Here is a 21207-nt window from a genome sequence, read left to right as displayed (position 1 = left end):
CAGACCGTAAAGTCGCTCCCATCGGCAGGGACGAGTGCAATGACGGATTTCGCGATTTTCTGGGACTGGTTGAGTTTTGCGGTCCGCTGGCTGCATGTCATCACTGGCATCGCCTGGATCGGCTCGTCGTTTTATTTCGTCGCCCTCGACCTTGGGCTGCGCCAGCGTCCCGGCCTGCCCGCCGGCGCCTTCGGCGAGGAATGGCAGGTGCACGGCGGCGGCTTCTACCACATCCAGAAATATCTGGTGGCGCCGGCCGAGATGCCGGAGCACCTCACCTGGTTCAAATGGGAATCCTACGCCACCTGGCTGTCGGGCTTCGCCATGCTCTGCGTGGTCTATTACGCTGGCGCCGATCTCTTCCTGATCGACCCCAACGTGCTCAACATCTCGGTGCCGGTCGGCATCCTCTTGTCGCTGGCCACCATCGGCGTCGGCTGGATCGTCTACGATCTGCTCTGCCGTTCGCCGCTGGGCAAAAGCGACACCGGGCTGATGCTGGTGCTCTACTGCGTGCTGGTCTTCATCGCCTGGGGGCTGACGCATCTGTTCACAGGCCGCGCCGCCTTCCTGCATCTCGGCGCCATCACCGCGACGATCATGTCGGCCAACGTCTTCATGGTCATCATCCCCAACCAGAAGATCGTCGTCGCCGACTTGATCGCCGGCCGCAAGCCCGACCCGAAATACGGCAAGATCGCCAAGCAGCGCTCGCTGCACAACAACTACCTGACCTTGCCGGTCCTGTTCCTGATGCTGTCGAACCACTATCCGCTGGCCTTCGGGACGCAGTTCAACTGGGTCATAGCCTCGCTGGTCTTCATCATCGGCGTGCTGATCCGGCATTATTTCAACACGGTGCATGCACGGAAGGGCAACCCGACCTGGACCTGGCTGGGCGCGGCGGTGCTGTTCATGATCATCATCTGGCTGTCGACCGTGCCGAAGGTGCTGACCGGCGAGCCGAAGACCTCAGCGGCCTCCGCCGCCGCGCAGGTCTATATCGCCTCGGCCCATTTCCCGGCCGTGCGCGACACCGTGCTCGGCCGCTGCTCCATGTGCCATACGGAAGAGCCGGTCTATGAAGGTATCTATCATGCGCCGAAGGGCGTGCTGCTCGATACCGACGAGCGCATCGCCGAACATGCGCGCGAGATATATATCCAGGCCGGCCGGGCGCATGCCATGCCGCCCGCCAACGTCAGCCACATAACAGACCAGGAACGGGCCCTTCTGGTCGCCTGGTTCGAGGGCGCCGGAAAATAAACATGACAATGAAATTATTGCGTGGCCGCACGCTGTCTTTCCTGCGCTGGCCCGAAGCGACAGACGACCATTCCGCCTGGCGTTACGAGGAGGATGGCGGTCTGCTGATCGAAAACGGCAGGATCGTCGCCGCCGGCTCCTACGCGGAGGTCCTGAAGAAGGCGGGCGCCGGTGTCGAGACGGTTGACCATCGTCCGCATCTCATCCTGCCGGGCTTCCTCGACGCGCATGTGCATGTGCCGCAGATGCAGATCATCGCCTCCTATGGCGCGGAGCTGCTCGACTGGCTCAACAAATACACCTTCCCGGAAGAGTCGAAGTTCCAGAACGCGCAGCACGGCCGCCGCATCGCGCGGCTGTTCCTCGATGAGATGCTGCGCCACGGCACGACGACCGTCGCTGCCTATTGCTCGGTGCACAAATCGTCGGCCGAAGCCTTCTTTGCCGAATCGCATGAGCGCAACATGCTCAACATCGCCGGCAAGGTGATGATGGACCGCAACGCGCCGGACGCCGTGCTCGACACGCCGCAGGCCGGCTATGACGACAGCAAGGCGCTGATCGCCGAATGGCACGGCAAGGGCCGCCAGCTCTATGCCATCACGCCGCGCTTTGCGATTACCTCCTCGCCCGAGCAGATGGAGATGGCCGGTGCGCTCTGCCGCGAACATCCCGACCTCCACATGCAGACGCATTTGTCGGAGAACCACGCCGAGATCGCCTTCACCCAAGAGCTCTATCCCTGGTCGCGCGACTACACCGACGTTTATGAACATTACGGCCTGCTCGGCAAAAAGAGCCTGTTCGGCCACTGCATTCATTTGTCGGAACGCGAGGCGGATGCGCTGTCGCGGTCGGGCTCGGTGGCGGTGTTCTGCCCGACCTCCAATCTCTTCCTCGGCTCCGGCCTGTTCGACTACCAGCGCTATCGCCGCCGCGAGGCGCCGCTCAGAATCGCGGCCGCCACGGATGTCGGCGGCGGCACGAACTACTCGATGCTGCGCACCATGGACGAGGGCTACAAGGTGATCGCGCTGAACGGCGAGAAGCTCAATCCGTTCCAGTCCTTCTGGCAGCTGACGCGCGGCAATGCCGAGGCACTGTCGGTGGCCGACAAGGTCGGCACGCTGGATGAAGGCACCGACGCCGATATCGTCGTGCTCGACGCCCGTTCGACGCCGGGAATGCGGCTTAGGATGGAGACGGTGGAAACGCTGGCCGAGGAGCTCTTCCTGCTGCAGACGCTGGGCGACGACCGTGCCGTGCGCGAGGTCTATGTGGCGGGGCGGCCGGCGAAGAGCGCGATTGTCGCATAGATTAAACGTGCTCTTCGCTTGACCCCGCGTCAGCCATCGGCCAAAGCGTGCGTCGACATTTGACAGGGGAACGCCATGGCCACCGCCGACGACATCGCTCTGATCAAGAAACAGGAAGCCACTCTGGTCTTCCCGGCTTTCGACGAGGCTGTGGCCTTCAAGATCGGTTCCGCCATCCGGGACCGGGCGCTGAAGGAAAACCTGCCTGTCATCGTCGACATCAGGACCTTCGACCGGCCGCTCTTCTACGCCGCGATGCCCGGTTCCAACGCCTCCAATCCCGACTGGGCGCGGCGTAAGATCAATGTCGTGAAGCGCTATCTGAGAAGTACCTATCGCCTCGTGCTCGAGCAGCAGCGCCCGGACCGCACCTTCAAAATCGGTGAGGGCCTCGACATTGCCGACTATGTGCTTGCCGGCGGCGGCTTCCCGGTCACCGTCAAGGGCGCCGGCGTCATCGGCGTGATCGCCGTTTCGGGCCTGCCGGAGCGGGAGGATCATGGCGTCGTCGTCGAAGCGCTTTGTGCCCATCTTGGCATCGATGCGAGCGGGCTGGCGCTGCCGCCGGAAGAAAAATGACCGACCCGAAAAGCTTCCTCACCTCGATCTTCAACGCCGCCGTCGCCGCCGCCGACCCGGAAAAGACGATCCGCAACCATTTGCCGGCAAAACCCAAGGGCCGCACCATCGTCATCGGCGCCGGCAAGGGTTCGGCGCAGATGGCGGCCGCCTTCGAGAAGGTCTGGGACGGTCCGATCGACGGCCTTGTCGTTACCCGCTACGGCTATGGCGCCAGATGCGAGCGCATCGAGATCATCGAGGCGGCGCACCCGGTGCCTGACGCCGCCGGTCTCGAGGCGTCGCGCCGGCTGCTGGAGAAGGTGCGCGGCCTGACCGCCGACGATCTGGTGGTGGCGCTGATCTCCGGCGGCGGCTCGGCCTTGCTGCCGTCGCCCGCTCCCGGATTGACGCTTGCCGACGAGATCGCCGTCAACGAGGCGCTGCTTGCCTCCGGCGCTCCGATCGCGGCGATGAACACCATCCGCAAGCATGTCTCGACCATCAAGGGCGGACGCCTGGCCGCTGCCGCCTATCCGGCCAGGGTGGTGTCGCTGGTCGTCTCCGATATCCCCGGCGACAATCCGGCGCTGGTTGCCTCAGGCCCGACCATTCCCGACACCGGCAGCCGCGAGGATGCGCTGGCTTCGATCGCCGCCTATGGCATGAAGCTGCCGGCCTCGGTCATGGCGCATATCAATTCGCCGGCGGCTGACGCGCCGCGTCCCGACGATCCGCGCTTCGCCGGCAATGAGGTGCACTTGACCGCCTCGGCCGGCGTGTCGCTGGAAGCCGCGGCCGCCGAGGCCAAGCGGCAAGGCATCGAGGCCGTCATCCTGTCGGATGCGATCGAGGGCGAGGCGCGCGAGGTCGGCGGCGTCCACGCCGCGATCGCGCGCGAGGTGGCCACCCGCAACCGGCCCTTCGCCAAGCCGGTGCTGATCCTCTCCGGCGGCGAGACGACCGTGACGCTGCGCGCCAAAGGCAAAGGCGGCCGCAACTCGGAATTCCTGCTCGCCTTCGCCATCGGCATCGATGGTGTGAACGGCATCCACGCGCTGGCCGCCGACACCGACGGTATCGACGGGTCGGAAAACAACGCCGGCGCCTTCGCCGACGGCGCGACGGTCTCGCGCATGCGTACGGCCGCCGTCGATGCGAAGGCCATGCTTGCCGGCAACAACGCCTGGACGGCGTTCAACGCTGTGGGCGATCTGTTTGTGCCGGGACCGACGGGCACAAACGTGAATGATTTGAGGGCGATTTTGGTTAGGTAGCTCGGATCCCCACAAAATCGTCATTCTAGGGCGAAGCAAGGAGCGAAGCGACGAGCGCAGACCCTAGAATCCATTCCGTGACCTCAGCCGAGGAGTGCAGTGGAGCAGAACTCTGCACCGTTGCAACACGTCGAAGTCACGGCATGGATCCTCGGGTCTGCGCGCGTCGCTTCGCTCCTTGCTCCGCCCGTGGATGACGACCTGATGGGCGTTTCGGCTAATCTCCAAGGCCGCGAGACCTCCATACAAGAGGGTCCGTTAAACCCTTCCTTGGGCGCGCAGAACAACGGTCACGAGACCATCAACTCCCTCACCTTCCGCATATCCTGCAAAAACCGCTCGCGTTCGGCCTCCTTGTCCTCCGGCTCGCGGATGCGCAGGATGAAGGACGGGTGGATGGTCAGGAACACGCGCAATCCGTCCTCGCGCTCGACCACATCGCCGCGCATCTTGGTGATCGGCACGGCCTTGCCGAGCAGCGACTGCGCCGCCGTCGCGCCGAGCGCCACTACGAGGTTCGGTTTGATCAGGTCGAGCTCCTTGCCCAGCCACCAGCGGCAGGCCTGGATTTCGCCAGCATTGGGTTTCGAGTGGATGCGTCGCTTGCCGCGTGGCTCGAATTTGAAATGTTTCACCGCATTGGTCACATAGACCTTGCGGCGGTCGATCGCGGCATCGTCGAGGATGCTGTCGAACACCTTGCCCGCCGGTCCGACGAATGGCTTGCCGGCCAGGTCCTCCTGGTCACCGGGCTGTTCGCCGACGAAGATCACGTCGGCATTTTCCGGACCCTCGCCGAAGACGGTCTGCGTCGCATCGCGCCAGAGCGGGCAGCGGCGGCAGCCCATTGCAGCCTCACGCGCCTCTTCGATCGAGGTGGCGTCATCCCCGGCGGTCAGCTCTGATTCCGACGCAGGGATGCGCCTGGCTGGACGCCCCGCTTCACGCTGCAAGGCCGTTGTTGGCGGTGTTGTTGCCATCGTTCTGTCTCGCCCGCTTTCGAATTTGAAATGGGCGAGACCGGCGATGGTTCCCGATCCTCACACCTCGTGCAGGTAGAGATGATAATCCAGCTCGCTGACGGTGCGCGCGACGCGCAGATATTCCGCCTGCTTGATCGCCACGAAGGTCCGGTGCAGGTCGGGGCCGAGCGCCGATTTCAGGAAATCGGAGCCCCTGGCGGCCTCGATCGCGGCGCGCCAGTCGGCCGGCATGGTCGACTTCTCCGGTGCCTGCTCGTAGCCGTTGCCGGTCGTTTCGGGACCGGGATCCAGGGCCTCGTCGAGCCCCTTGACGATGCCGGCCAGCACCGTCGCGGCGATCAGGTACGGATTGGCGTCGACGCCCGACGGCCGGTGCTCGATGCGGCGGTTCTTGGCGTCGCCCGCCGGCACGCGCAACGCCACCGAGCGGTTGTTGACGCCCCAGCTCGGCGCCACCGGCGCATAGGATTGCGAGACGAAACGCCGCCAGGAATTGGCGTGCGGCGCAAACACAAGCATCGATTCCGCCATGGTGTGGATGAGGCCGCCGAGCGCGTTGAGCAGCTTTGGCGACCACTTTTCGCCGGCAGCCTCGGTGAACACGTTGCGGCCGGCATCGTCCTGCAGCGAGACGTGGAAATGCATGCCGGAGCCGGCATAGGCCTCGATGGGCTTGGCCATGAAGCAGGCGGTGACGCCATGCCGGCGCGCCTGCGCCCTGACCAGACGCTTCAGCATGACGAGGTCGTCGGCCGCCCGCATCACGTCCTTGCGGTAGTTCAGCGTCAGCTCGTACTGGCCGGGCGCGTATTCGGAAATGACGGTTTCGGCCGGTATGCCTTGCGCCTTGGCCGCCGCGTAGATGTCGGAAAACAGCGGCTCCATGCCGTGCAGATGGTCGACCGAATAGACCTCGGTCTTGGCCGAGCGGCGGCCATCGAGCACCGCGCGGGCAGGCTGCACCTTGCCGTCGGCGTCGCGCTCATTGGACAGCAGGAAGAACTCGAGCTCGAAAGCGCCGGCCGGATGCAGGCCGCGTGCCGCGAGCAGTTCCACCTGCCGTGCCAGCACCAGCCGCGGGTCGGACGTCATCGGCTCGCCGTCGAGGTGGTGCATCGACATCAGCACCTGGCCGCGCGGCGGGTTGGTGCCGAAGAGCGGCACCAGCGTGCCCGGGATCGGCCAAGCGCGCAGGTCGCCGTCACCGGTGTCCCACACCAGCCCGGTTTCGTGCACGTCCTCGCCGGTGATGTCCAGGCCGAGGATCGAGATGGGCAGATGCCGGCCGTTCTCGAAAATGCCCATCAGCTCGTGCCGGCGCACGATCTTGCCGCGGCCGATGCCGTTGGCATCGGTGAGCACGATGTCGAACGCCTCGATCTCGGGGTGCGCGTCGAGAAAGGCCTTCGCCTCGGCAGGCGTCGAGCCGGAAGGGGACGTGGTTACGGCGTGCGGATTGTCCATCGCCGCTTTTCTCACGCCGTAAGCCTGGCCGCAACCGCAGCGAAGGCGGCGATCAGCCGGCTCACTTGCGCTGACGTCGTTGCCGGCGAGATCAGCATCATGTTGTGGAACGGCGCGATCAGCACGCCGCGATTGACCAGCGCCACATGGATGGCGGCTTCCAGCTCGGGCGCGTGCGCCTTTTCCGCCTCGCCGCCGTTCCCGAGCGGCCCGGGCGCGCAGATGAACTCGACGCGGGCGCCGACCCGCGCGACATGCCAGGGCAGCTTTTTTCCCGCGATGACGGCGGAGAGCCCCGCATCGAGCCGGCGCGCCAGCCGGTCCATATGGGCATAGGCCTCCTCGGTCATCACCTCTTCCAGTGTGGCGCGCATCGCCGCAAATTGCAGCGGATTGGCCGACAGCGTCGTGCCCATGCCGGAATAGCCGGGCTCCTTGGTCCTGTTGTAGGTACCGTAACGGGTGGCGACTTCCTCGCTCATGCCCCAGATGCTCGCCGGCACACCGCCGGCCACCGGCTTGCCGAGCACGAACAGGTCCGGCTCCAGCCCGTGCTTGCGCGTATAGCCGCCGGGTCCGGTCGAGATCGTGTGCGTCTCGTCGATCAGCAGCAGTGTGCCGGCCGCACGGGTCAGGCGCCGCAGCGCGTCGTGGAAGCCCGGTTCCGGCAACACCATGCAGGAATTGGTCAGCACCGGCTCGGTGATGACGCAAGCGACGTCGCGGTCCGCGAGCGCTGCTTCCAAAGCAGAGATATCGTTGAATTCGATGATCTTGGTTGCTCGCGTCAGGTCGCGGAATTCGCCGGCCAATCCAGGCCTGTTCACCGGCTTGCCGTCGATCAGCCGCACCATCGTCTCGTCGACCGAGCCGTGATAGCAGCCGTTGAAGACCAGGATCTTCTCGCGCCCGGTCACCGCGCGGGCAACCCGCAGCGCGAAGCGGTTGGCGTCGGTGGCCGTGGTTGCGATCTGCCAGTAGGGCAGGCCGAAGCGTTGCTGTAGGAGCGTGCCGATCGCCAGCGCGTCCTCGCTGGGCAGCATATAGGTCAGCCCCCGGGCGGACTGCCGGCGGATAGCGCGGGCGACCGCCGGCGGCGAATGGCCGAGCATCGAACCGGTGTCGCCGAGGCAGAAATCGTCGAGCCTGTTGCCGTCGATATCGGTGATGGTGGCTCCTTTGGCGCCGTCGACCAGGATCGGGAATGGCGTCGGCCAGTCCGTCATCCAGTGCATCGGCACGCCGCCGAGGAAACCCGCAATGCCGTTGCCCAATTTCGCCTCGGATTTCGGCCGCGCCTTGCGGAACGCGGCCGCTTCCGTTTCGCGCAGTTCGGCGATGCGGGCAATGTCGATGCCGCCGATGGAAATCCGGTCCATTGAATGCATGAGCCCCCCTTCAGGCAGTAGGCAGTAGGCAGTAGGCAGTAGGCAGTAGGCAGTAGGCAGTAGGTGCCGTCGTCCCTAAGCCCTACTGCCTTTTCCCTACTGCCTATGCCGTGATATCGATGACGCCGCAATCGCCCGCGGCGCTGCCGAACACGATGCGGCGCTCTTCCTTGTCCCACATCATCGCGGTGATGGCGCCCCTGCCGGGGCGGCGCAGCAGCACTTCCTTGGCGTCGGCGAAGCGCGCCGCGATCACCATGCCGTCCTCATAGCCGATGGCCACCACGTCCTGGCTCGGATGGCAGGCGACGCAAGTCACCATCGTGTTGCCGCGCGTGCCGAGCTCCAGCGGCGCCTTGCCCATCGGCCCGTCTTTGGCTTGAAACGGCCACACGATCGCCGCCGGCGCGCCGGAGCTTGCCAGCCATTTGCCCTTCACACTCCACGACAGGCTCTTCACCTTGCCAGGATAGCCGCTCATGCGCATGTGCTTGCCGTCGGCGAGCTTCCAGCCATGCAGCGCGTTCTCCTGCATGGTGGTGACCAGAAAGGCGCCGTCTGGCGAAAAGGTGATGCCGGTATGCGCGCCCGCCCATTCGAGATCGACAGGCTTGCCTTCGGCTGCCGGGAAATGCAGCGTCGCGCCATTGTAGCGGGCGACGCCGAAACGCATGCCCTTGGGCGAGAAGGCCAACCCCTCGACCGAGCGCGGGTGGCTAAATTCCTTGATCTTGCCGTCGGCGAAACGCACGAAGGCGGTCTTGCCGGAGGCATAGGCGATCGCGCCTTGCGGTCCGGCGGCGACGCTGGTGATCCATTTTTTTCCAGCGCTCGCCAGTTCCGCCACGTCGCCGCCGGCTTTGACGGCAAACACCTTGCCGTCCTCGCCGCCGGTGATCAGCCGGTCGTTGGCCACATCATGAAATGCGGCGAGCAGGCCGTCATTGGCCTGCACCGTCTTCTGCCCGTTGTCCAACCGGTGGATCGCGCCATCGGCCAAAGCGAAATGCGGCACGTCGTTGAGGAAGACGGCCGCGACGCAATGGCCTTCGAGATCAAGCGGGGCGACTGTGGGCATGTGAACAGATCCGTAAGAGATTTCTACCCCTCCCCATAAGGGGTTGAGCTGCGGGTCTCAACCCGCCTCGAAACGCGATGGGCGGGGGGGGCGCCGGCGTGCGGCTCTCCCTTCTCCCCCTGTGGGAGAAGGTGGCCGAGCGAAGCTCGGACGGATGAGGGGTGTTCCAGGGAACACCAACGTCTCACTCCGCTGGAGCACCCCTCAACCGTCTCGGCGCTGCGCGCCGATCCACCTTCTCCCACAAGGGGAGAAGGAAGAGGGCGCGAGAATCAAGCTGCCTGGCAGGCTTCAAAACTCTTCCTGAGCCGATCGGCGTCGAGATCGCGGCCGATGAAGACCAGCCGGCTTTCGTGTTTTTCGCCGTCCTTCCAGGCGCGCTGGTGGTCGCCCTCGAGGATCATGTGCACGCCCTGCAGCACGTAGCGGTCCTCGTCGCCCTTCAGCGCTATGATGCCCTTCAGCCGCAGGATGTTCGGCCCCTCCATCTGGGTCACTTTCTCAATCCAGGGGAAGAACTTCTTCGGATCCATCTCGCCGCCGCGCAGCGACACCGACTTCACCGTCACATCATGGATGTCGGAAGCATGGTGGTGATGGTGATGATCGTGCCCGTCATGATCGTGATGATGGTGGTCGTGGTCATAATCGTGGCGGTCCGCGTCGAGGAAGTGCGGATCGTTCTCCAGCGCGCGCGACAGGTCGAAGGCGCCGCGGTCGAGCACTTCGCTAAGCGCCACGCCGGAACGCTGCGTGCGATGGATCCTGGCCGCCGGGTTGATGGCGCGGATCGTCGCTTCGACCTTTTCCAGCTCTTCCGCGCTGACGAGGTCGGTCTTGTTCAGCACCACCACGTCGGCGAAGGCGATCTGGTCCTCGGCCTCCTTGGAATCCTTCAAGCGCAGCGGCAGGTGCTTGGCGTCGACCAACGCCACCACCGCGTCGAGCTTGGTCTTGGTGCGCACGTCGTCGTCCATGAAGAAGGTCTGCGCCACCGGCACCGGATCGGCGAGACCGGTGGTCTCGACGACGATGGCATCGAAGCGGCCGGGCCGTTTCATCAGGCCTTCGACGACACGGATCAGGTCGCCGCGCACCGTGCAGCACACGCAGCCATTGTTCATCTCGTAGATTTCCTCGTCGGATTCGACGATCAGGTCGTTGTCGATGCCGATCTCGCCGAACTCGTTGACGATGACGGCGTAGCGCTTGCCGTGGTTCTCCGACAGGATGCGGTTGAGCAGCGTCGTCTTGCCCGCGCCGAGATAGCCGGTGAGAACGGTTACGGGGATTTGCGTCTGTGCATCGCTCATGGCTTGCCTCGAAAATCTTGGATTTGTCGGCCTCATATAGGATGGGTGCCGCGCTTTTGCACGCGCCAAACCAATAGGCCAGGCGGCCGCTTCAGCCGGCATGGCGCCGAGGACCGATCGGCGGCGGCCGAGGCAGCCCGTACGGGCGAGCCGCGTGGACTCCCAATGGCCCTTGCCGGCTTCCGCTGTGAATCTCGCCGGCACAAAAGTCGTTTGTCATCTAACTGAAATAAACATCTGGCATCACCTGCGCGGGCACCGCAATGCTTGCCGGCAAAGCGTTCTGCAAGCCGGACTCTTTAAATCGTCATTTGCCAGCCGTCGGACAGCCTCTATGCTCGCCCGCGCCGGTTCGGCCGAAGAGGGAACGACCATGGCCAAGGCGGACAAGACAGCGACGATGAGCCGGCTGCATTCGGCGGCAAGGCTGGCGCGCACCGCGCTCGCCGCGCGGCTTCTGGCCCACGGCTTCTATGCCGGCCAGGACCAGATCATGCTGGCGCTCGACCGCGAGGACGGCCAGACCCCCGGCAACCTCGCCGGCCGGCTCGGCGTGCGCCCGCCGACCATCACCAAGACCATCAACCGGCTGCAGGCGCAGGGTTTCCTCGAAAAGCGCGCCTCGTCGGCCGATGCCCGCCAGGCCCACATCTTCCTCACCGAGTCCGGCCGCGAAACCATCCGCGCTATCGAGAAGTCGGTCAAGAAGACCGAGAAGCAGGCGCTGAAGGGCCTCGACAAGAAAGACCAGAAGGCGCTGTTCAAGCTGCTCGCCCGCATCGAGGCGAACCTGTCGAACGAAGACCTGGTCCTGATGGACGACGACGCGGAGCTGGATGAGGCGTGACGCGCAGCGTCATCGCTCAACCGCGAGACGTTGGTGACAGACGCGCGATGCAAAGCATCGTCGCGCAACCGCGCGGGCCCAAGCATCGACGGCTCAGCGGAAGGGCGACGACGCTGCGCGTCGCGCCTGAGCGCTATCATCAGGCGTCACGCGGTTAGCGACGATGCTGCGCATCGCGCCTACGCGTCGCGCCTGCGCACCAGCGCTGCCCAGCGCCCCGGGGTCAATCCGAACGCCTTCTTGAAATGCCGGTTGAAATGGCTCTGGTCGCTGAAACCGGCGGCCGCGGCGATCTCCGCCAGCGACTCGCCTTCGGCAATCATGCGTCGCGCCCTTTGCAGTCTCCGCATCAACAGGAAGCGATGCGGGCTGGTCGAATAGGTGGCGCGAAAATGGCGCGACAGCGCATAACGGTCGATGCCGGTGACGGCTTCCAGCTCATCGGAGCGCACCGCCCGTTCGGCATTCTCCTCGAGATAGTCGCGGGCAAGCGCCGCCGCGCGCCATGCCGTCTTGCCCGTCGACTTTGCCGGCTGTCCGGCGTGGCGTTTCAACTGCTGCGCCAGCTGCGCGACGAAATCCGCCACGAACAGGTCGCCGAGCTCCTCGTCCAGCGGCGCCAGCGCCGACAACAGCGTGTCGCGCAAGCCAGGATCGTCGACCACGGCGTCGCGGACGAAAGGCAGCGGATCGCCATCCAGGCTGTCGAGCAGCAGGGACGGCTCCAGATAAAGGATCCGGTAGCGCAGGCCGTCTTCCGTGCCGGCGCCGCCATCGTGCAGTTCGTCCGGGTGCAGCACGATCGCCTGCCCCGGCAGGCTGTGCCGCAGCGCGCCGCGATAATGGAAGCGCTGTACGCCGTCCAACGTCACGCCGATGGCATAGGTGTCGTGCCGGTGCAGCTCGAAGGCGTTGCCGTGGAAGCGCGCTTCGATGCGTTCGAGGCCCAGGCCGCCCGGCGCCGAAACGATGCGGTCGCCGTGGGCCGTATCCGCGCACGAACGTTCAAGACCTTCCTTGGCTTCTGCGCCTAGAGCCTGCGTCATCGCATTCCCCGCCCGTCATGGGTCGTCCCGGAGTCTCAATCTTGGTGTTCGATACGAAAATTGCAATTGTTCTGAGTGAAGATCTGCCGGTGTGGCAGAAGCTCAACGTCACCGCGTTCCTGACCAGCGGCATCGTTGCGCAATTCCCCGAGATCATCGGCGAGCCCTATCGCGACCGTGCCGGCAACCTCTACAACCCGATGTCGATCCAGCCGGTCATCGTCCTGTCGGTCGATGCGGCGACGCTGGGCTCGATCCATCGCCGGTCATTGGAGCGGGGCGTCGCGACATCCGCCTATATCGAGGAGATGTTTTCGGCCGGCCACGACGTCGCCAACCGCGCCGTCTTCGCCGAATTCGCCCCGGACGACGCCAAGATCGTCGGGATCGCCTTGCGCGGCGACAAAAAGCTCGTCGACAAGATCACCAAGGGCGCTCGCATGCATGCCTGAAATTGGCATGCTCCTTCGCCCGAAAGGCTATTCCGAACGTTTGGGGTTAGCCGCGGCCATCCAGTTCGTCATCCACGGGCGGAGCGGGAGCGAAGCGGACGCGTAGACTCTAGAATCCATTCCCTGACCTTGGCTAAGGAATGCAACGGAGCAGAATTCTGCACCGTGGCAACGCCTCGACGTCACGGAATGGATTCTAGAGTCTGCGCGCGTCGCTTCGCTCCTTGCTTCGCCATAGCATGACAACCGAGAGGAACGCTCGCGCAAATCGCCAATAGCGAGGCTCTCTAAGCCTGTATCAAACGCTTGTTGGGCCAGTCGCTTTTGGCTTGCCGGCAAGCGGCGATTGCCGCAGAAGGGTGAGGTCTATCTTCCTTCGGCCCGATTTTGACCATTCCCAAAAACAACGACGACAGCGCAACGCCGCCCGCGGCGATGCTTCTGATGCTTTGCGTCTATGTCTGCTTCACCTTCCTCGACACCTCCAGCAAATTTCTGGTGCTGGCCGGCGTCTCGGCGCTGATTGTCGCCTGGACCCGCTTCACCGTGCATGTGCTGCTGGTCGGCCTCTTCCTGCGCGGCTGGCGCGAGCCGGCGCGTTTTCGCGCCAACAACCTGCCGGCGCATATTTTGCGCGGCTGCATGCTTTTCGGCTCGACCATGTTCAACATCCTGGCGCTGAAGACGCTGCAGCTGGCCGAGACCACGTCGATCTATTTCTTCGGCCCGATGGTCATCACCGCGCTGGCCGGTCCGCTGCTCGGCGAATGGGCCGGCTGGCGGCGATGGATGGCAATCCTCACCGGCTTTGTCGGTGTTCTGATCATCACCCGGCCAGGCGTGGGCGTGTTCGGCATCGGCCATCTCTTCGCGCTGTGCTCGATGCTGTCGAACAGTTTCTACGTCATCATGACGCGCCGCATGTCGGCGACGGAAACGTCGGAAAGCCTGATCCTGTTCTCTGCGCTGGCTCCGTCGGTGCTGCTTGCTCCGATGCTTGCCTTCTCGCCTGCGCTGCCCCATGGCGGCTTACAATGGTTCATCGTCCTGATGCTGGGCGTCTTCGGCGCCGGCGGCCACTATCTGCTGGTCCGCGCCTATCGTCTGGCCACCACGACGCAGCTCGCGCCCTATCCCTATTCGCAGATGGTGTGGATGATCATTTCCGGCTGGCTGATCTTCCACCAGTTCCCTGATCGCTGGACGCTGCTCGGCGCCGCCATCATCGTTGCCAGCGGCCTCTACATCATCCACCGCGAGCACCGGCTTCGCGTCCGCAACTCCGCCTCGCTCGACACCGAGGCGGAGGCATTGGCGAAAAAACTTTGATTTGCTCCGAATCCGGTGGCATAAGGCCGTTTTAAAAAATTTAAAGACCTGACCCTGGGGAGCGAAGGGCACTGGCACAGAAGATCAAGCTTTCGACGATCGCGGATGCGCTAGGCGTCTCCACGGCAACCGTGTCGCTGGCGCTGCGCGACAGCCCGCTGGTCGCCGGCACGACGCGCGAGCGTATCAAGGAACACGCCCGCGCCATCGGCTATATTTATAACCGCCGCGCCGCCTCCTTGCGCACCTCGCGCTCCGGCATCGTCGGCGTCGTCGTGCACGATATCATGAACCCGTTCTTCGCCGAGATACTGCGCTCGATCGAAAGCGAGCTCGACCGCAGTCGCCAGACCTTCATCCTGTCGAACCATTACGACCAGCTCGAAAAGCAGCGCACCTTCATCGACACGCTGCTGCAGCTCGGCGCCGACGGCGTCATCATGTCGCCGGCCATCGGCACGCCGGCCGAGGACATCATCATGGCCGAGGAAAACGGCCTGCCGGCGGTGCTGATCGCGCGCACCGTCGCCGGCGCCGATGTGCCGGTGTTCCGTGGCGACGATGCCTATGGCACCGCGCTCGCCACCAATCATCTGATCTCGCTGGGGCACAAGCGCATCGCCATGGTCGGCGGCACCGACCAGACCTCGACCGGCCGCGACCGCTACCAGGGCTATCTCAACGCGATGGAGGCCGCCGGCCTGGAAGTGAAGCCGTCCTGGCGCATTTCCGGCCCGCGCACCAAGCAGGCGGGATTCGAGGCCGCGGGGCAGTTTCTGGCGCTGAAGGACAGGCCCACCGCTGCCTGCTGCTGGAATGACCTTGTCGCGATCGGGCTGATGAACGGCATCGCGCGCGCCGGCCTCGTGCCGGGCGTCGACATCTCCGTGACCGGCTATGACGATCTCGAGGAGGCGGCAATCGCGACACCGGCCCTGACCACGGTCTGGAACGGTCAGCGCGAGGTCGGCCGCCGCGCTGCGAGCGCCTTGCTCGACAAACTGAACGGGCAGGCGGTGCGGCCCTCGCAGGAGCTGATCAAGCCGGAACTGCATGTGCGGCAGTCCACCGGCAAGCCGGTGGAGCGTGCATGACCAGGGCCGAAGCAAGATTGCCGGTCGCCATCCTGGTGCCGGGCGATTTCAACGACCATGCCGTCGGCCGCGTCGACAAGGCGTTCAAGCTTGTGCGGATCGAACGCGCCGACCCCGGGCTGGTGACGGACGAGATGCGCGCCGCGGTGCGTGGCATCGCCTCCTATGCAGGCATCAACGCGGCGATGATCGATGCGCTGCCCAATCTCGAGATTATCGCCAGCTTCGGCGTCGGCTATGATTCGGTCGACGCCAATCACGCGGCGAGGCGCGGCGTCATGGTCACCAACACGCCCGACGTCCTGACCGAGGAGGTTGCCGACACCGCCATCGGCCTGTTGATCAACACCGTGCGCGAACTCTACGCCGCCGAGAAATGGCTGCGCGACGGCGACTGGGTGGAGAACGGCAATTATCGCCTGAGCCGGCTTACCTTGCGCGGCCGCAGCGTCGGCATTTTCGGCATGGGACGCATCGGCCGTGCCGTCGCCCGGCGCCTTGAGGCCTTCGGCCTGCCGATCGCTTACCACAACCGCCGCAAGGTCGAAGGCCTGTCCTACGAATACCATGCCACGCTGAAAGGCCTCGCCGAAGCCGTCGACACGCTGATCTGCATCGCCCCGGGCGGCGCCGCCACGGAGAAGGCAATCAATGCCGGGATCCTGTCGGCGCTGGGGTCGAACGGCGTCTTCGTCAACATCGGCCGCGGCTCGACGGTGGATGAGGCAGCCCTTGCCGCCGCCCTCGAGAGCGGCACCATCGCGGCCGCCGGGCTCGACGTCTTTGCCGACGAACCGAACGTGCCGCAGGCCCTGCTCGACGCTCCCAACACCTCGCTTCTGCCGCATGTCGGCTCGGCGTCGGAGCACACGCGCCGCGCCATGGCCGATCTATGCGTCGACAATCTCGTCGCCTGGTTTGCCGAGCGTCGGCCGCTGACGCCCGTGCCGGAGACGATCAACGTCAAGGCGCGCGGCTAAAGCATGTCTCCCGAAAATGGGCCCGGTTTCGGGACAAAGGCATGCTTAAAATCAAAAACTTGAAGCAGGTCGCGTGATCCTTTTCACGCGACCTGCTTTAGGCAATTCCGGGGAAGGTGTGGAAACAGCTTTCCGTCCATGGAACGTTGAACCGTTCCAGGCGCTTTCGCCACATTTGTTAATGCTCTCGCGGTCCCATTAACTCCCGCTTAACGCTTTGAAATCATTTTCCATATTTGATTGAGTGTGGAGAAGTGGTGTGAAGCTGGTTGCCGGGTTGGTTGTGTCGGCGGCGTTGTTCGGAGGCGCGCATGTCCTGTACGGCGGCGAGGGCCGGAGCACGGCTGTCGAGACCGCTTCATCGAGCGCCTATCGATTGACGGCCAATGGCGACGAAGCCGCCTGCGCCGTGCAGCGGGGAGCTCCGGTCTCGGACGGACTATCGTTGCTCTCCGTCGCGCCGAACTGCCGCAAGCTGATGCCCGGCATCGAGCGCGTCAAATTCTGGCGCGAGCAGGCGGACGGCTCGGTCGCGTTCAGCGAGAACGGCGTCGATCCGATCGTCACTTTCGGCGTTGCCGATGGCGACGGCTACGAATCCTACGCACCGGCCGCGCCGCTGCTGGCGCTGAACAACGACAGCCAGTGACCCCGAGCGTGGTCTTTTTGCAACTTCGGCTAGGAAAATATCCCGATGCCGGTGCCTGTCTTGGCATTGCACCCAAAGCCAAATAAATTGGCGCAGCTTTGGGGTGCTCAAATGAAGTCTTTTCTACTCGCTTCGACCATTCTCGCCTTGTTCCCGGCCAGCGCGTTCGCTGCGGACGTGCTTTCGCCTGCTGCTCCCGCAACTTATGAGTGGAGTGGCTTCTATGCCGGTGTCCAGCTCGGCTATGGCTGGGGAAAGGTCGACAGTCACGATTCTCAGATAGTCACTGGCTTTTCCGACTGGGCCGACTCTTGGAACAGCAACGGCGTGCTAGGCGGCATTCATATCGGCTACAACCAGGCTTACGATCAGTTCGTTCTTGGCGCCGAAGCCGACATCGAAGCCTCGGGAATGAGAGGTTCGGTGGATTCGGAGTTTGCCGGCAACATCAAGACCAAGATCGATGTGCAAGGCTCGCTGAGGGCGCGCCTTGGCTATGCGATGGGGCCAGCTCTGCTTTATGCGACAGGCGGTTTGGCGGTTGCCCATTTCGATACCGACTACAATGAGGGCGGAACGAGCGACAGCTCTTCGCATACGAAAGCCGGCTGGACATTGGGTGCAGGTGTCGAATATGCATTCGCACCGAATTGGACGACGCGCGTCGAATATCGCTACAGCGATTTCGGCAAATTCACCGACAATCCGGCGACCGATGGCGGCTTCCTGTATCCGACGCATGTGACCACAAACGCCGTGCGGGTCGGCTTCAGCTACAAGTTCTGACCTGATTGGCGAAAGGCGGCGCTTGAAGCGCCGCCATTTCTATTCCGCCGCCGCGCGTGCGCCGGCCTTTGCCGCCGCATGCAGGCGTACGGCATCGCCGAAAGCCTTGAAGATCTTGGCGGAATTGCTGTCCGACTTCACCCAGTATTCGGGGTGCCATTGCACGCCGACAGCGAAGGCGCGGGCGTCCTTGACCGAAACCGCTTCGACCGTGCCGTCGGAGGCCAAAGCTTCGACCTGCAGTTTCGAGCCGAGCCGATCGATACCCTGCCGGTGCAGCGAGTTGACCTTGATGTCGCCGGCGCCGAACACGCCTGCAAGGCAACTGCCCGGTTTGATCGAGATCGTCTGATGGATGGCGAAGCGCTCGTCCTGATTGTCGCTCACCGGCGCGCGATGGTCGAGCGAGCCCTCGCGCTCCTGGATTTCGGTGCCCAGCGTGCCGCCGAGCGCCACGTTCAGTTCCTGGATGCCGCGGCAGATGGCCAAAAGCGGCACGCCGCGCTCGAGCGCCTTGCGGATCAGCGGCAGCGTCGTGGCATCGCGCGCCGGATCGTAAGGACCGTTGGCCTCGCTCGGGTCGCCGTCGTAAAGCGACGGATGGACGTTGGATTTCGAACCCGTCAGCATGACGCCGTCGACCGAGGACAGCAATTCGTCGAAGTCGAGCCGACCGCCGAAGGACGGCACCAGGAGCGGGAACACGCCGGCGCCCGTGATCGCGGCTTCCAGATATTGCTGGGGCGCTGCATGCCAGGTGTAGTTGTCGAACTGGCGGACGTCGGTCGAGACTGCGACGAGCGGTTGCTGCATTTTGGGTTTGGTTTCCATCAGGCCAAGGAACTGTTCTGCCTACAAAATAAGCGATCCGTCGCGGCTTTTCCATGGCAAGTTTGGCCGCCTCGCATGGACCAGCGAAAGGAATGTTAGACTATAGTTGCGGAATGGCGGCAACCTCGGCCCGCGGCGCTGGACTCGACTTCTTGCCTGTGTATGGTTCTCCCCCAACCGATCCGGGCACCGAGGATGTCCCGACATCGGTCAGCTGATCCGCAAGGGAGGAAACTGCATGGATCGTCGTTCATTCATCCGCAAGGCCGGCGCGTCCGGCGTGGGCGCCGCGGCAGCGGCCGCGGCACTCGCCACGCCGGCCATTGCGCAGTCCAACCCGAAAGTGACGTGGCGGCTTGCGTCGTCCTTCCCCAAGTCGCTCGACACGATCTATGGCGGCGCCGAAGTCTTCTCCAAGATGCTGTCCGAGGCGACCGACGGCAATTTCCAGATCCAGGTCTTCGCTTCGGGCGAGTTGGTGCCAGGCCTGCAGGCGGCCGACGCCGCCGCTGCCGGCACCGTGGAGGCCGCGCATACGGTCGCCTACTATTACTGGGGCAAGGATCCCACCTGGGCGCTGGGCGCCGCCGTGCCCTTCTCGCTCAACGCGCGCGGCATGAACGCCTGGCACTATCATGGCGGCGGCATCGACCTCTTCAACGAATTCCTCGGAGCGCAAGGGTTGTTCGGCCTGCCGGGCGGCAACACCGGCGTTCAGATGGGCGGCTGGTTCCGCAAGGAGATCAACAGCCTCGCCGATCTGAAAGGCCTCAAGATGCGCATCGGCGGGTTCGCCGGCAAGGTCATCGAAAGGCTAGGCGTGGTGCCGCAGCAGATCGCCGGCGGCGATATCTACCCGGCGCTGGAAAAGGGCACCATCGACGCCGCCGAATGGGTCGGCCCCTATGACGACGAGAAGCTCGGCTTCTACAAGGTCGCGCCTTACTATTACTATCCCGGCTGGTGGGAAGGCGGCCCGACCGTCCACCTGCTGTTCAACAAGGCAAAATACGAAGAACTTTCGCCGGCCTACAAATCCCTGGTGCGCACCGCGGCGCAGGCTGCGGACGCCAACATGCTGCAGAAATACGACTATGTGAATCCGCCGGCGGTGCGGCGGCTGGTGGCTGGCGGCGCCAAGTTGAGACCCTTCAGCCAGGAGATCATGGCGGCCTGTTTCGAGAAGGCCAACGAGGTCTATGACGAGATGGAATCCAACAACGCGCCGTTCAAGAAGATCTGGGAATCGATCAAGGCCTTCCGCAAGGAACACTATCTCTGGGCTCAGGTCGCCGAGTACAATTACGACACCTTCATGATGGTGCAGCAGCGCAACGGCAAGCTGTAAGCCGGGCCTTGCCTTCTCCCCCTGTGGGAGAAGGTGGGTCGGCGCGCAGCGCCGAGACGGATGAGGAGTGTTGGAAGGATCACCGTCCTTGCCAAGCTGGAGCACCCCTCATCCGTCGCCTTCGGCGACACCTTCTCCCACAAGGGGAGAAGGGAAAACCGCGCTTAGCCTCGGCCCGGCACAACCAGCACCTTGACCTCACCCGGCGCCGGCGGATTGGCGATCACCTGAGGCGCTTCCTCCAGGCTGACCTGCTTCGAGATCAGCTTGTCGATCTCGATGGCGCCCGAGGCAATGAGCTGGGCTGCCCTTCCATGCGTGAACGGATTGAGGAAGGAACCGAGCACCTTCAGTTCGCGAAACAAAAGATCGAACGGCTCGATTTCCACCTTCATGCCTTGCGGCATCACGCCGACGATGACGACCGTGCCGCCGGCCCTTGCCATCCGTATCGACTGCTCGACCGTGTCGCGCACGCCGGCGCATTCCAGCACCACGTAGGCACCGCCGGGCGCCAGCCCGTTCGCTCCGGCGACGGCCGCGATCGGGTCGCCGGCGCTCGGGTCGATCGTCGCGGTGGCGCCGAGGTCCTCGGCAAGCGCGCGGCGCGAGGCCTGCCGGGTCGACAGGATGATGGTCGCGGCGCCCGCGAGCTTTGCCAGTTGCACAACGAGCAGGCCGATGACGCCGCCGCCGAGCACCACCACCGATGCGCCCGGCCGGATCGCGGCAAGGTCGACGCCGTGCAGGCAGCAGGCCAGTGGCTCGCAGAAGGCGCCGTGCGTCGGCTTGAGGCCAGCGGGTAGCCGGAAGGCCTGCCTTTGCGGCATCAGCACATAGTCGGCAAAGCCGCCATCGCGGTGGATGCCGATGGCGCTCAGATTGCTGCAGAGATTGACGCGGCCGGCATGGCAATGGGCGCAGCGCCCGCAGGCGATGTTGGGATCGCCGGTGACCCGGTCGCCGACGGCAATGCCCGACACCGCCGCGCCGACGGCTTCGACGATGCCGCAGAATTCATGGCCGAGCGTCACCGGCGGCGTGCAGGGAAACTCGCCGTGGAAGAGGTGCCGGTCGGTGCCGCAGACGCCGCAGGCCTCGATCTTCACCAGAACGTCCTCGGGTCCGGGAGCGGGCTTGGTAACCTCGCGCAACCCGATATTGCCCACCGCTTCCAGTCGCACCGCTCTCATGGCTGTTCA

General features: G+C 64.4%; 20 protein-coding genes. 12 read left to right on the top strand and 8 right to left on the bottom strand.

Annotation, left to right across the window (positions count from 1 at the left end):
* Window positions 1-39 precede the first annotated feature (39 nt).
* The 4 genes from AC0YKC_RS04365 to AC0YKC_RS04350 all read left to right on the top strand — a co-directional run bounded on the left by AC0YKC_RS04365 (window position 40) and on the right by AC0YKC_RS04350 (window position 4417).
* Window positions 40-1266 (top strand): urate hydroxylase PuuD, encoded by a 1227-nt coding sequence (locus AC0YKC_RS04365; RefSeq protein WP_320294183.1) that lies wholly within the window; start codon window positions 40-42, stop codon window positions 1264-1266.
* Between the two features lie 2 nt (window positions 1267-1268).
* Entirely contained in the window at window positions 1269-2582 is a 1314-nt protein-coding gene (guaD, locus tag AC0YKC_RS04360) for a guanine deaminase (RefSeq protein ID WP_488510259.1), read from the top strand.
* Between the two features lie 75 nt (window positions 2583-2657).
* Window positions 2658-3161 (top strand): heme-degrading domain-containing protein, encoded by a 504-nt coding sequence (locus AC0YKC_RS04355; RefSeq protein WP_434724918.1) that lies wholly within the window; start codon window positions 2658-2660, stop codon window positions 3159-3161.
* Window positions 3158-4417: a glycerate kinase type-2 family protein gene (locus tag AC0YKC_RS04350; RefSeq protein WP_488510258.1), complete on the top strand. Its 1260-nt coding sequence runs from the start codon at window positions 3158-3160 to the stop codon at window positions 4415-4417. The genes AC0YKC_RS04355 and AC0YKC_RS04350 overlap by 4 nt, the downstream gene beginning before the upstream one ends.
* 290 nt (window positions 4418-4707) lie before the next feature.
* Here AC0YKC_RS04350 and AC0YKC_RS04345 read toward each other — a convergent pair whose 3' ends face one another.
* The 5 genes from AC0YKC_RS04345 to AC0YKC_RS04325 all read right to left on the bottom strand — a co-directional run bounded on the left by AC0YKC_RS04345 (window position 4708) and on the right by AC0YKC_RS04325 (window position 10643).
* The gene (locus tag AC0YKC_RS04345; protein WP_488510257.1) at window positions 4708-5397 is read right to left on the bottom strand and encodes a UdgX family uracil-DNA binding protein; all 690 of its coding nucleotides are present in this window, start codon (window positions 5395-5397) and stop codon (window positions 4708-4710) included.
* Between the two features lie 60 nt (window positions 5398-5457).
* On the bottom strand, window positions 5458-6864 hold the full coding sequence (locus AC0YKC_RS04340) for a glutamine synthetase family protein (RefSeq protein ID WP_488510256.1): 1407 nt from the start codon (window positions 6862-6864) through the stop codon (window positions 5458-5460).
* A gap of 11 nt (window positions 6865-6875) precedes the next feature.
* A complete protein-coding gene (locus AC0YKC_RS04335; RefSeq protein ID WP_488510255.1) occupies window positions 6876-8252 on the bottom strand; it encodes an aspartate aminotransferase family protein in 1377 nt (458 codons plus the stop codon).
* A gap of 103 nt (window positions 8253-8355) precedes the next feature.
* On the bottom strand, window positions 8356-9330 hold the full coding sequence (locus AC0YKC_RS04330; protein ID WP_488510254.1) for a WD40 repeat domain-containing protein: 975 nt from the start codon (window positions 9328-9330) through the stop codon (window positions 8356-8358).
* Window positions 9331-9602: 272 nt separating this feature from the next.
* Window positions 9603-10643, bottom strand: coding sequence for a CobW family GTP-binding protein (locus AC0YKC_RS04325; protein ID WP_488510253.1), 1041 nt, complete (start codon window positions 10641-10643; stop codon window positions 9603-9605).
* 373 nt (window positions 10644-11016) lie between these two features.
* Here AC0YKC_RS04325 and AC0YKC_RS04320 point away from each other — a divergent pair, with 373 nt between their 5' ends.
* The gene (locus AC0YKC_RS04320) at window positions 11017-11490 is read left to right on the top strand and encodes a MarR family winged helix-turn-helix transcriptional regulator (protein ID WP_434725610.1); all 474 of its coding nucleotides are present in this window, start codon (window positions 11017-11019) and stop codon (window positions 11488-11490) included.
* Window positions 11491-11669: 179 nt separating this feature from the next.
* On the opposite strand, the gene AC0YKC_RS04315 is transcribed toward AC0YKC_RS04320, so the two are convergent.
* Window positions 11670-12536, bottom strand: a complete 867-nt coding sequence (locus tag AC0YKC_RS04315) for an AraC family transcriptional regulator (RefSeq protein WP_488510252.1) — start codon at window positions 12534-12536, stop codon at window positions 11670-11672.
* Window positions 12537-12580: 44 nt separating this feature from the next.
* On the opposite strand from AC0YKC_RS04315, the gene AC0YKC_RS04310 reads away from it, so the two are divergent.
* The 6 genes from AC0YKC_RS04310 to AC0YKC_RS04285 all read left to right on the top strand — a co-directional run bounded on the left by AC0YKC_RS04310 (window position 12581) and on the right by AC0YKC_RS04285 (window position 17826).
* Window positions 12581-12988, top strand: a complete 408-nt coding sequence (locus AC0YKC_RS04310) for a DUF2000 family protein (RefSeq protein WP_488510251.1) — start codon at window positions 12581-12583, stop codon at window positions 12986-12988.
* Window positions 12989-13432: 444 nt separating this feature from the next.
* Entirely contained in the window at window positions 13433-14317 is an 885-nt protein-coding gene (locus AC0YKC_RS04305) for a DMT family transporter (RefSeq protein WP_488510317.1), read from the top strand.
* A gap of 71 nt (window positions 14318-14388) precedes the next feature.
* A complete protein-coding gene (locus AC0YKC_RS04300; RefSeq protein WP_320294465.1) occupies window positions 14389-15411 on the top strand; it encodes a LacI family DNA-binding transcriptional regulator in 1023 nt (340 codons plus the stop codon).
* On the top strand, window positions 15408-16391 hold the full coding sequence (locus AC0YKC_RS04295; protein ID WP_320294194.1) for a 2-hydroxyacid dehydrogenase: 984 nt from the start codon (window positions 15408-15410) through the stop codon (window positions 16389-16391). The genes AC0YKC_RS04300 and AC0YKC_RS04295 overlap by 4 nt, the downstream gene beginning before the upstream one ends.
* Window positions 16392-16650: 259 nt before the next feature.
* Window positions 16651-17040, top strand: a complete 390-nt coding sequence (locus tag AC0YKC_RS04290) for a hypothetical protein (RefSeq protein WP_434724928.1) — start codon at window positions 16651-16653, stop codon at window positions 17038-17040.
* 45 nt (window positions 17041-17085) lie between these two features.
* Window positions 17086-17826, top strand: a complete 741-nt coding sequence (locus tag AC0YKC_RS04285; protein WP_488510250.1) for an outer membrane protein — start codon at window positions 17086-17088, stop codon at window positions 17824-17826.
* A gap of 39 nt (window positions 17827-17865) precedes the next feature.
* On the opposite strand, the gene AC0YKC_RS04280 is transcribed toward AC0YKC_RS04285, so the two are convergent.
* The gene (locus AC0YKC_RS04280) at window positions 17866-18639 is read right to left on the bottom strand and encodes a gamma-glutamyl-gamma-aminobutyrate hydrolase family protein (RefSeq protein ID WP_488510249.1); all 774 of its coding nucleotides are present in this window, start codon (window positions 18637-18639) and stop codon (window positions 17866-17868) included.
* Between the two features lie 256 nt (window positions 18640-18895).
* Between AC0YKC_RS04280 and AC0YKC_RS04275 the strand changes: the two genes are divergently transcribed.
* Window positions 18896-20005 carry a TRAP transporter substrate-binding protein gene (locus AC0YKC_RS04275; protein ID WP_488510248.1) on the top strand — a complete coding sequence of 370 codons (1110 nt, stop codon included), beginning with the start codon at window positions 18896-18898 and terminating at the stop codon, window positions 20003-20005.
* A 164-nt stretch (window positions 20006-20169) separates the two neighbouring features.
* Here AC0YKC_RS04275 and AC0YKC_RS04270 read toward each other — a convergent pair whose 3' ends face one another.
* On the bottom strand, window positions 20170-21198 hold the full coding sequence (locus AC0YKC_RS04270; protein ID WP_488510247.1) for a zinc-dependent alcohol dehydrogenase family protein: 1029 nt from the start codon (window positions 21196-21198) through the stop codon (window positions 20170-20172).
* Window positions 21199-21207: the final 9 nt, after the last annotated feature.

It is taken from the genome of Mesorhizobium sp. CNPSo 4661 (genome assembly GCF_057784215.1).
Note: the sequence above shows the minus strand (reverse complement) of the source record. Positions and strands in the feature narration are given on the sequence as shown.

Bases quoted from the DNA above. Each gene is read 5' to 3' on its own strand.
- AC0YKC_RS04365 (WP_320294183.1), top strand. From the start codon at position 40: ATGACGGATTTCGCGATTTTCTGGGACTGGTTGAGTTTTGCGGTCCGC.
- guaD (WP_488510259.1), top strand. From the start codon at position 1,269: ATGACAATGAAATTATTGCGTGGCCGCACGCTGTCTTTCCTGCGCTGG.
- AC0YKC_RS04355 (WP_434724918.1), top strand. From the start codon at position 2,658: ATGGCCACCGCCGACGACATCGCTCTGATCAAGAAACAGGAAGCCACT.
- AC0YKC_RS04350 (WP_488510258.1), top strand. From the start codon at position 3,158: ATGACCGACCCGAAAAGCTTCCTCACCTCGATCTTCAACGCCGCCGTC.
- AC0YKC_RS04345 (WP_488510257.1), bottom strand. From the start codon at position 5,397: ATGGCAACAACACCGCCAACAACGGCCTTGCAGCGTGAAGCGGGGCGT.
- AC0YKC_RS04340 (WP_488510256.1), bottom strand. From the start codon at position 6,864: ATGGACAATCCGCACGCCGTAACCACGTCCCCTTCCGGCTCGACGCCT.
- AC0YKC_RS04335 (WP_488510255.1), bottom strand. From the start codon at position 8,252: ATGCATTCAATGGACCGGATTTCCATCGGCGGCATCGACATTGCCCGC.
- AC0YKC_RS04330 (WP_488510254.1), bottom strand. From the start codon at position 9,330: ATGCCCACAGTCGCCCCGCTTGATCTCGAAGGCCATTGCGTCGCGGCC.
- AC0YKC_RS04325 (WP_488510253.1), bottom strand. From the start codon at position 10,643: ATGAGCGATGCACAGACGCAAATCCCCGTAACCGTTCTCACCGGCTAT.
- AC0YKC_RS04320 (WP_434725610.1), top strand. From the start codon at position 11,017: ATGGCCAAGGCGGACAAGACAGCGACGATGAGCCGGCTGCATTCGGCG.
- AC0YKC_RS04315 (WP_488510252.1), bottom strand. From the start codon at position 12,536: ATGACGCAGGCTCTAGGCGCAGAAGCCAAGGAAGGTCTTGAACGTTCG.
- AC0YKC_RS04305 (WP_488510317.1), top strand. From the start codon at position 13,433: ATGCTTTGCGTCTATGTCTGCTTCACCTTCCTCGACACCTCCAGCAAA.
- AC0YKC_RS04295 (WP_320294194.1), top strand. From the start codon at position 15,408: ATGACCAGGGCCGAAGCAAGATTGCCGGTCGCCATCCTGGTGCCGGGC.
- AC0YKC_RS04285 (WP_488510250.1), top strand. From the start codon at position 17,086: ATGCCGGTGCCTGTCTTGGCATTGCACCCAAAGCCAAATAAATTGGCG.
- AC0YKC_RS04280 (WP_488510249.1), bottom strand. From the start codon at position 18,639: ATGCAGCAACCGCTCGTCGCAGTCTCGACCGACGTCCGCCAGTTCGAC.
- AC0YKC_RS04275 (WP_488510248.1), top strand. From the start codon at position 18,896: ATGGATCGTCGTTCATTCATCCGCAAGGCCGGCGCGTCCGGCGTGGGC.
- AC0YKC_RS04270 (WP_488510247.1), bottom strand. From the start codon at position 21,198: ATGAGAGCGGTGCGACTGGAAGCGGTGGGCAATATCGGGTTGCGCGAG.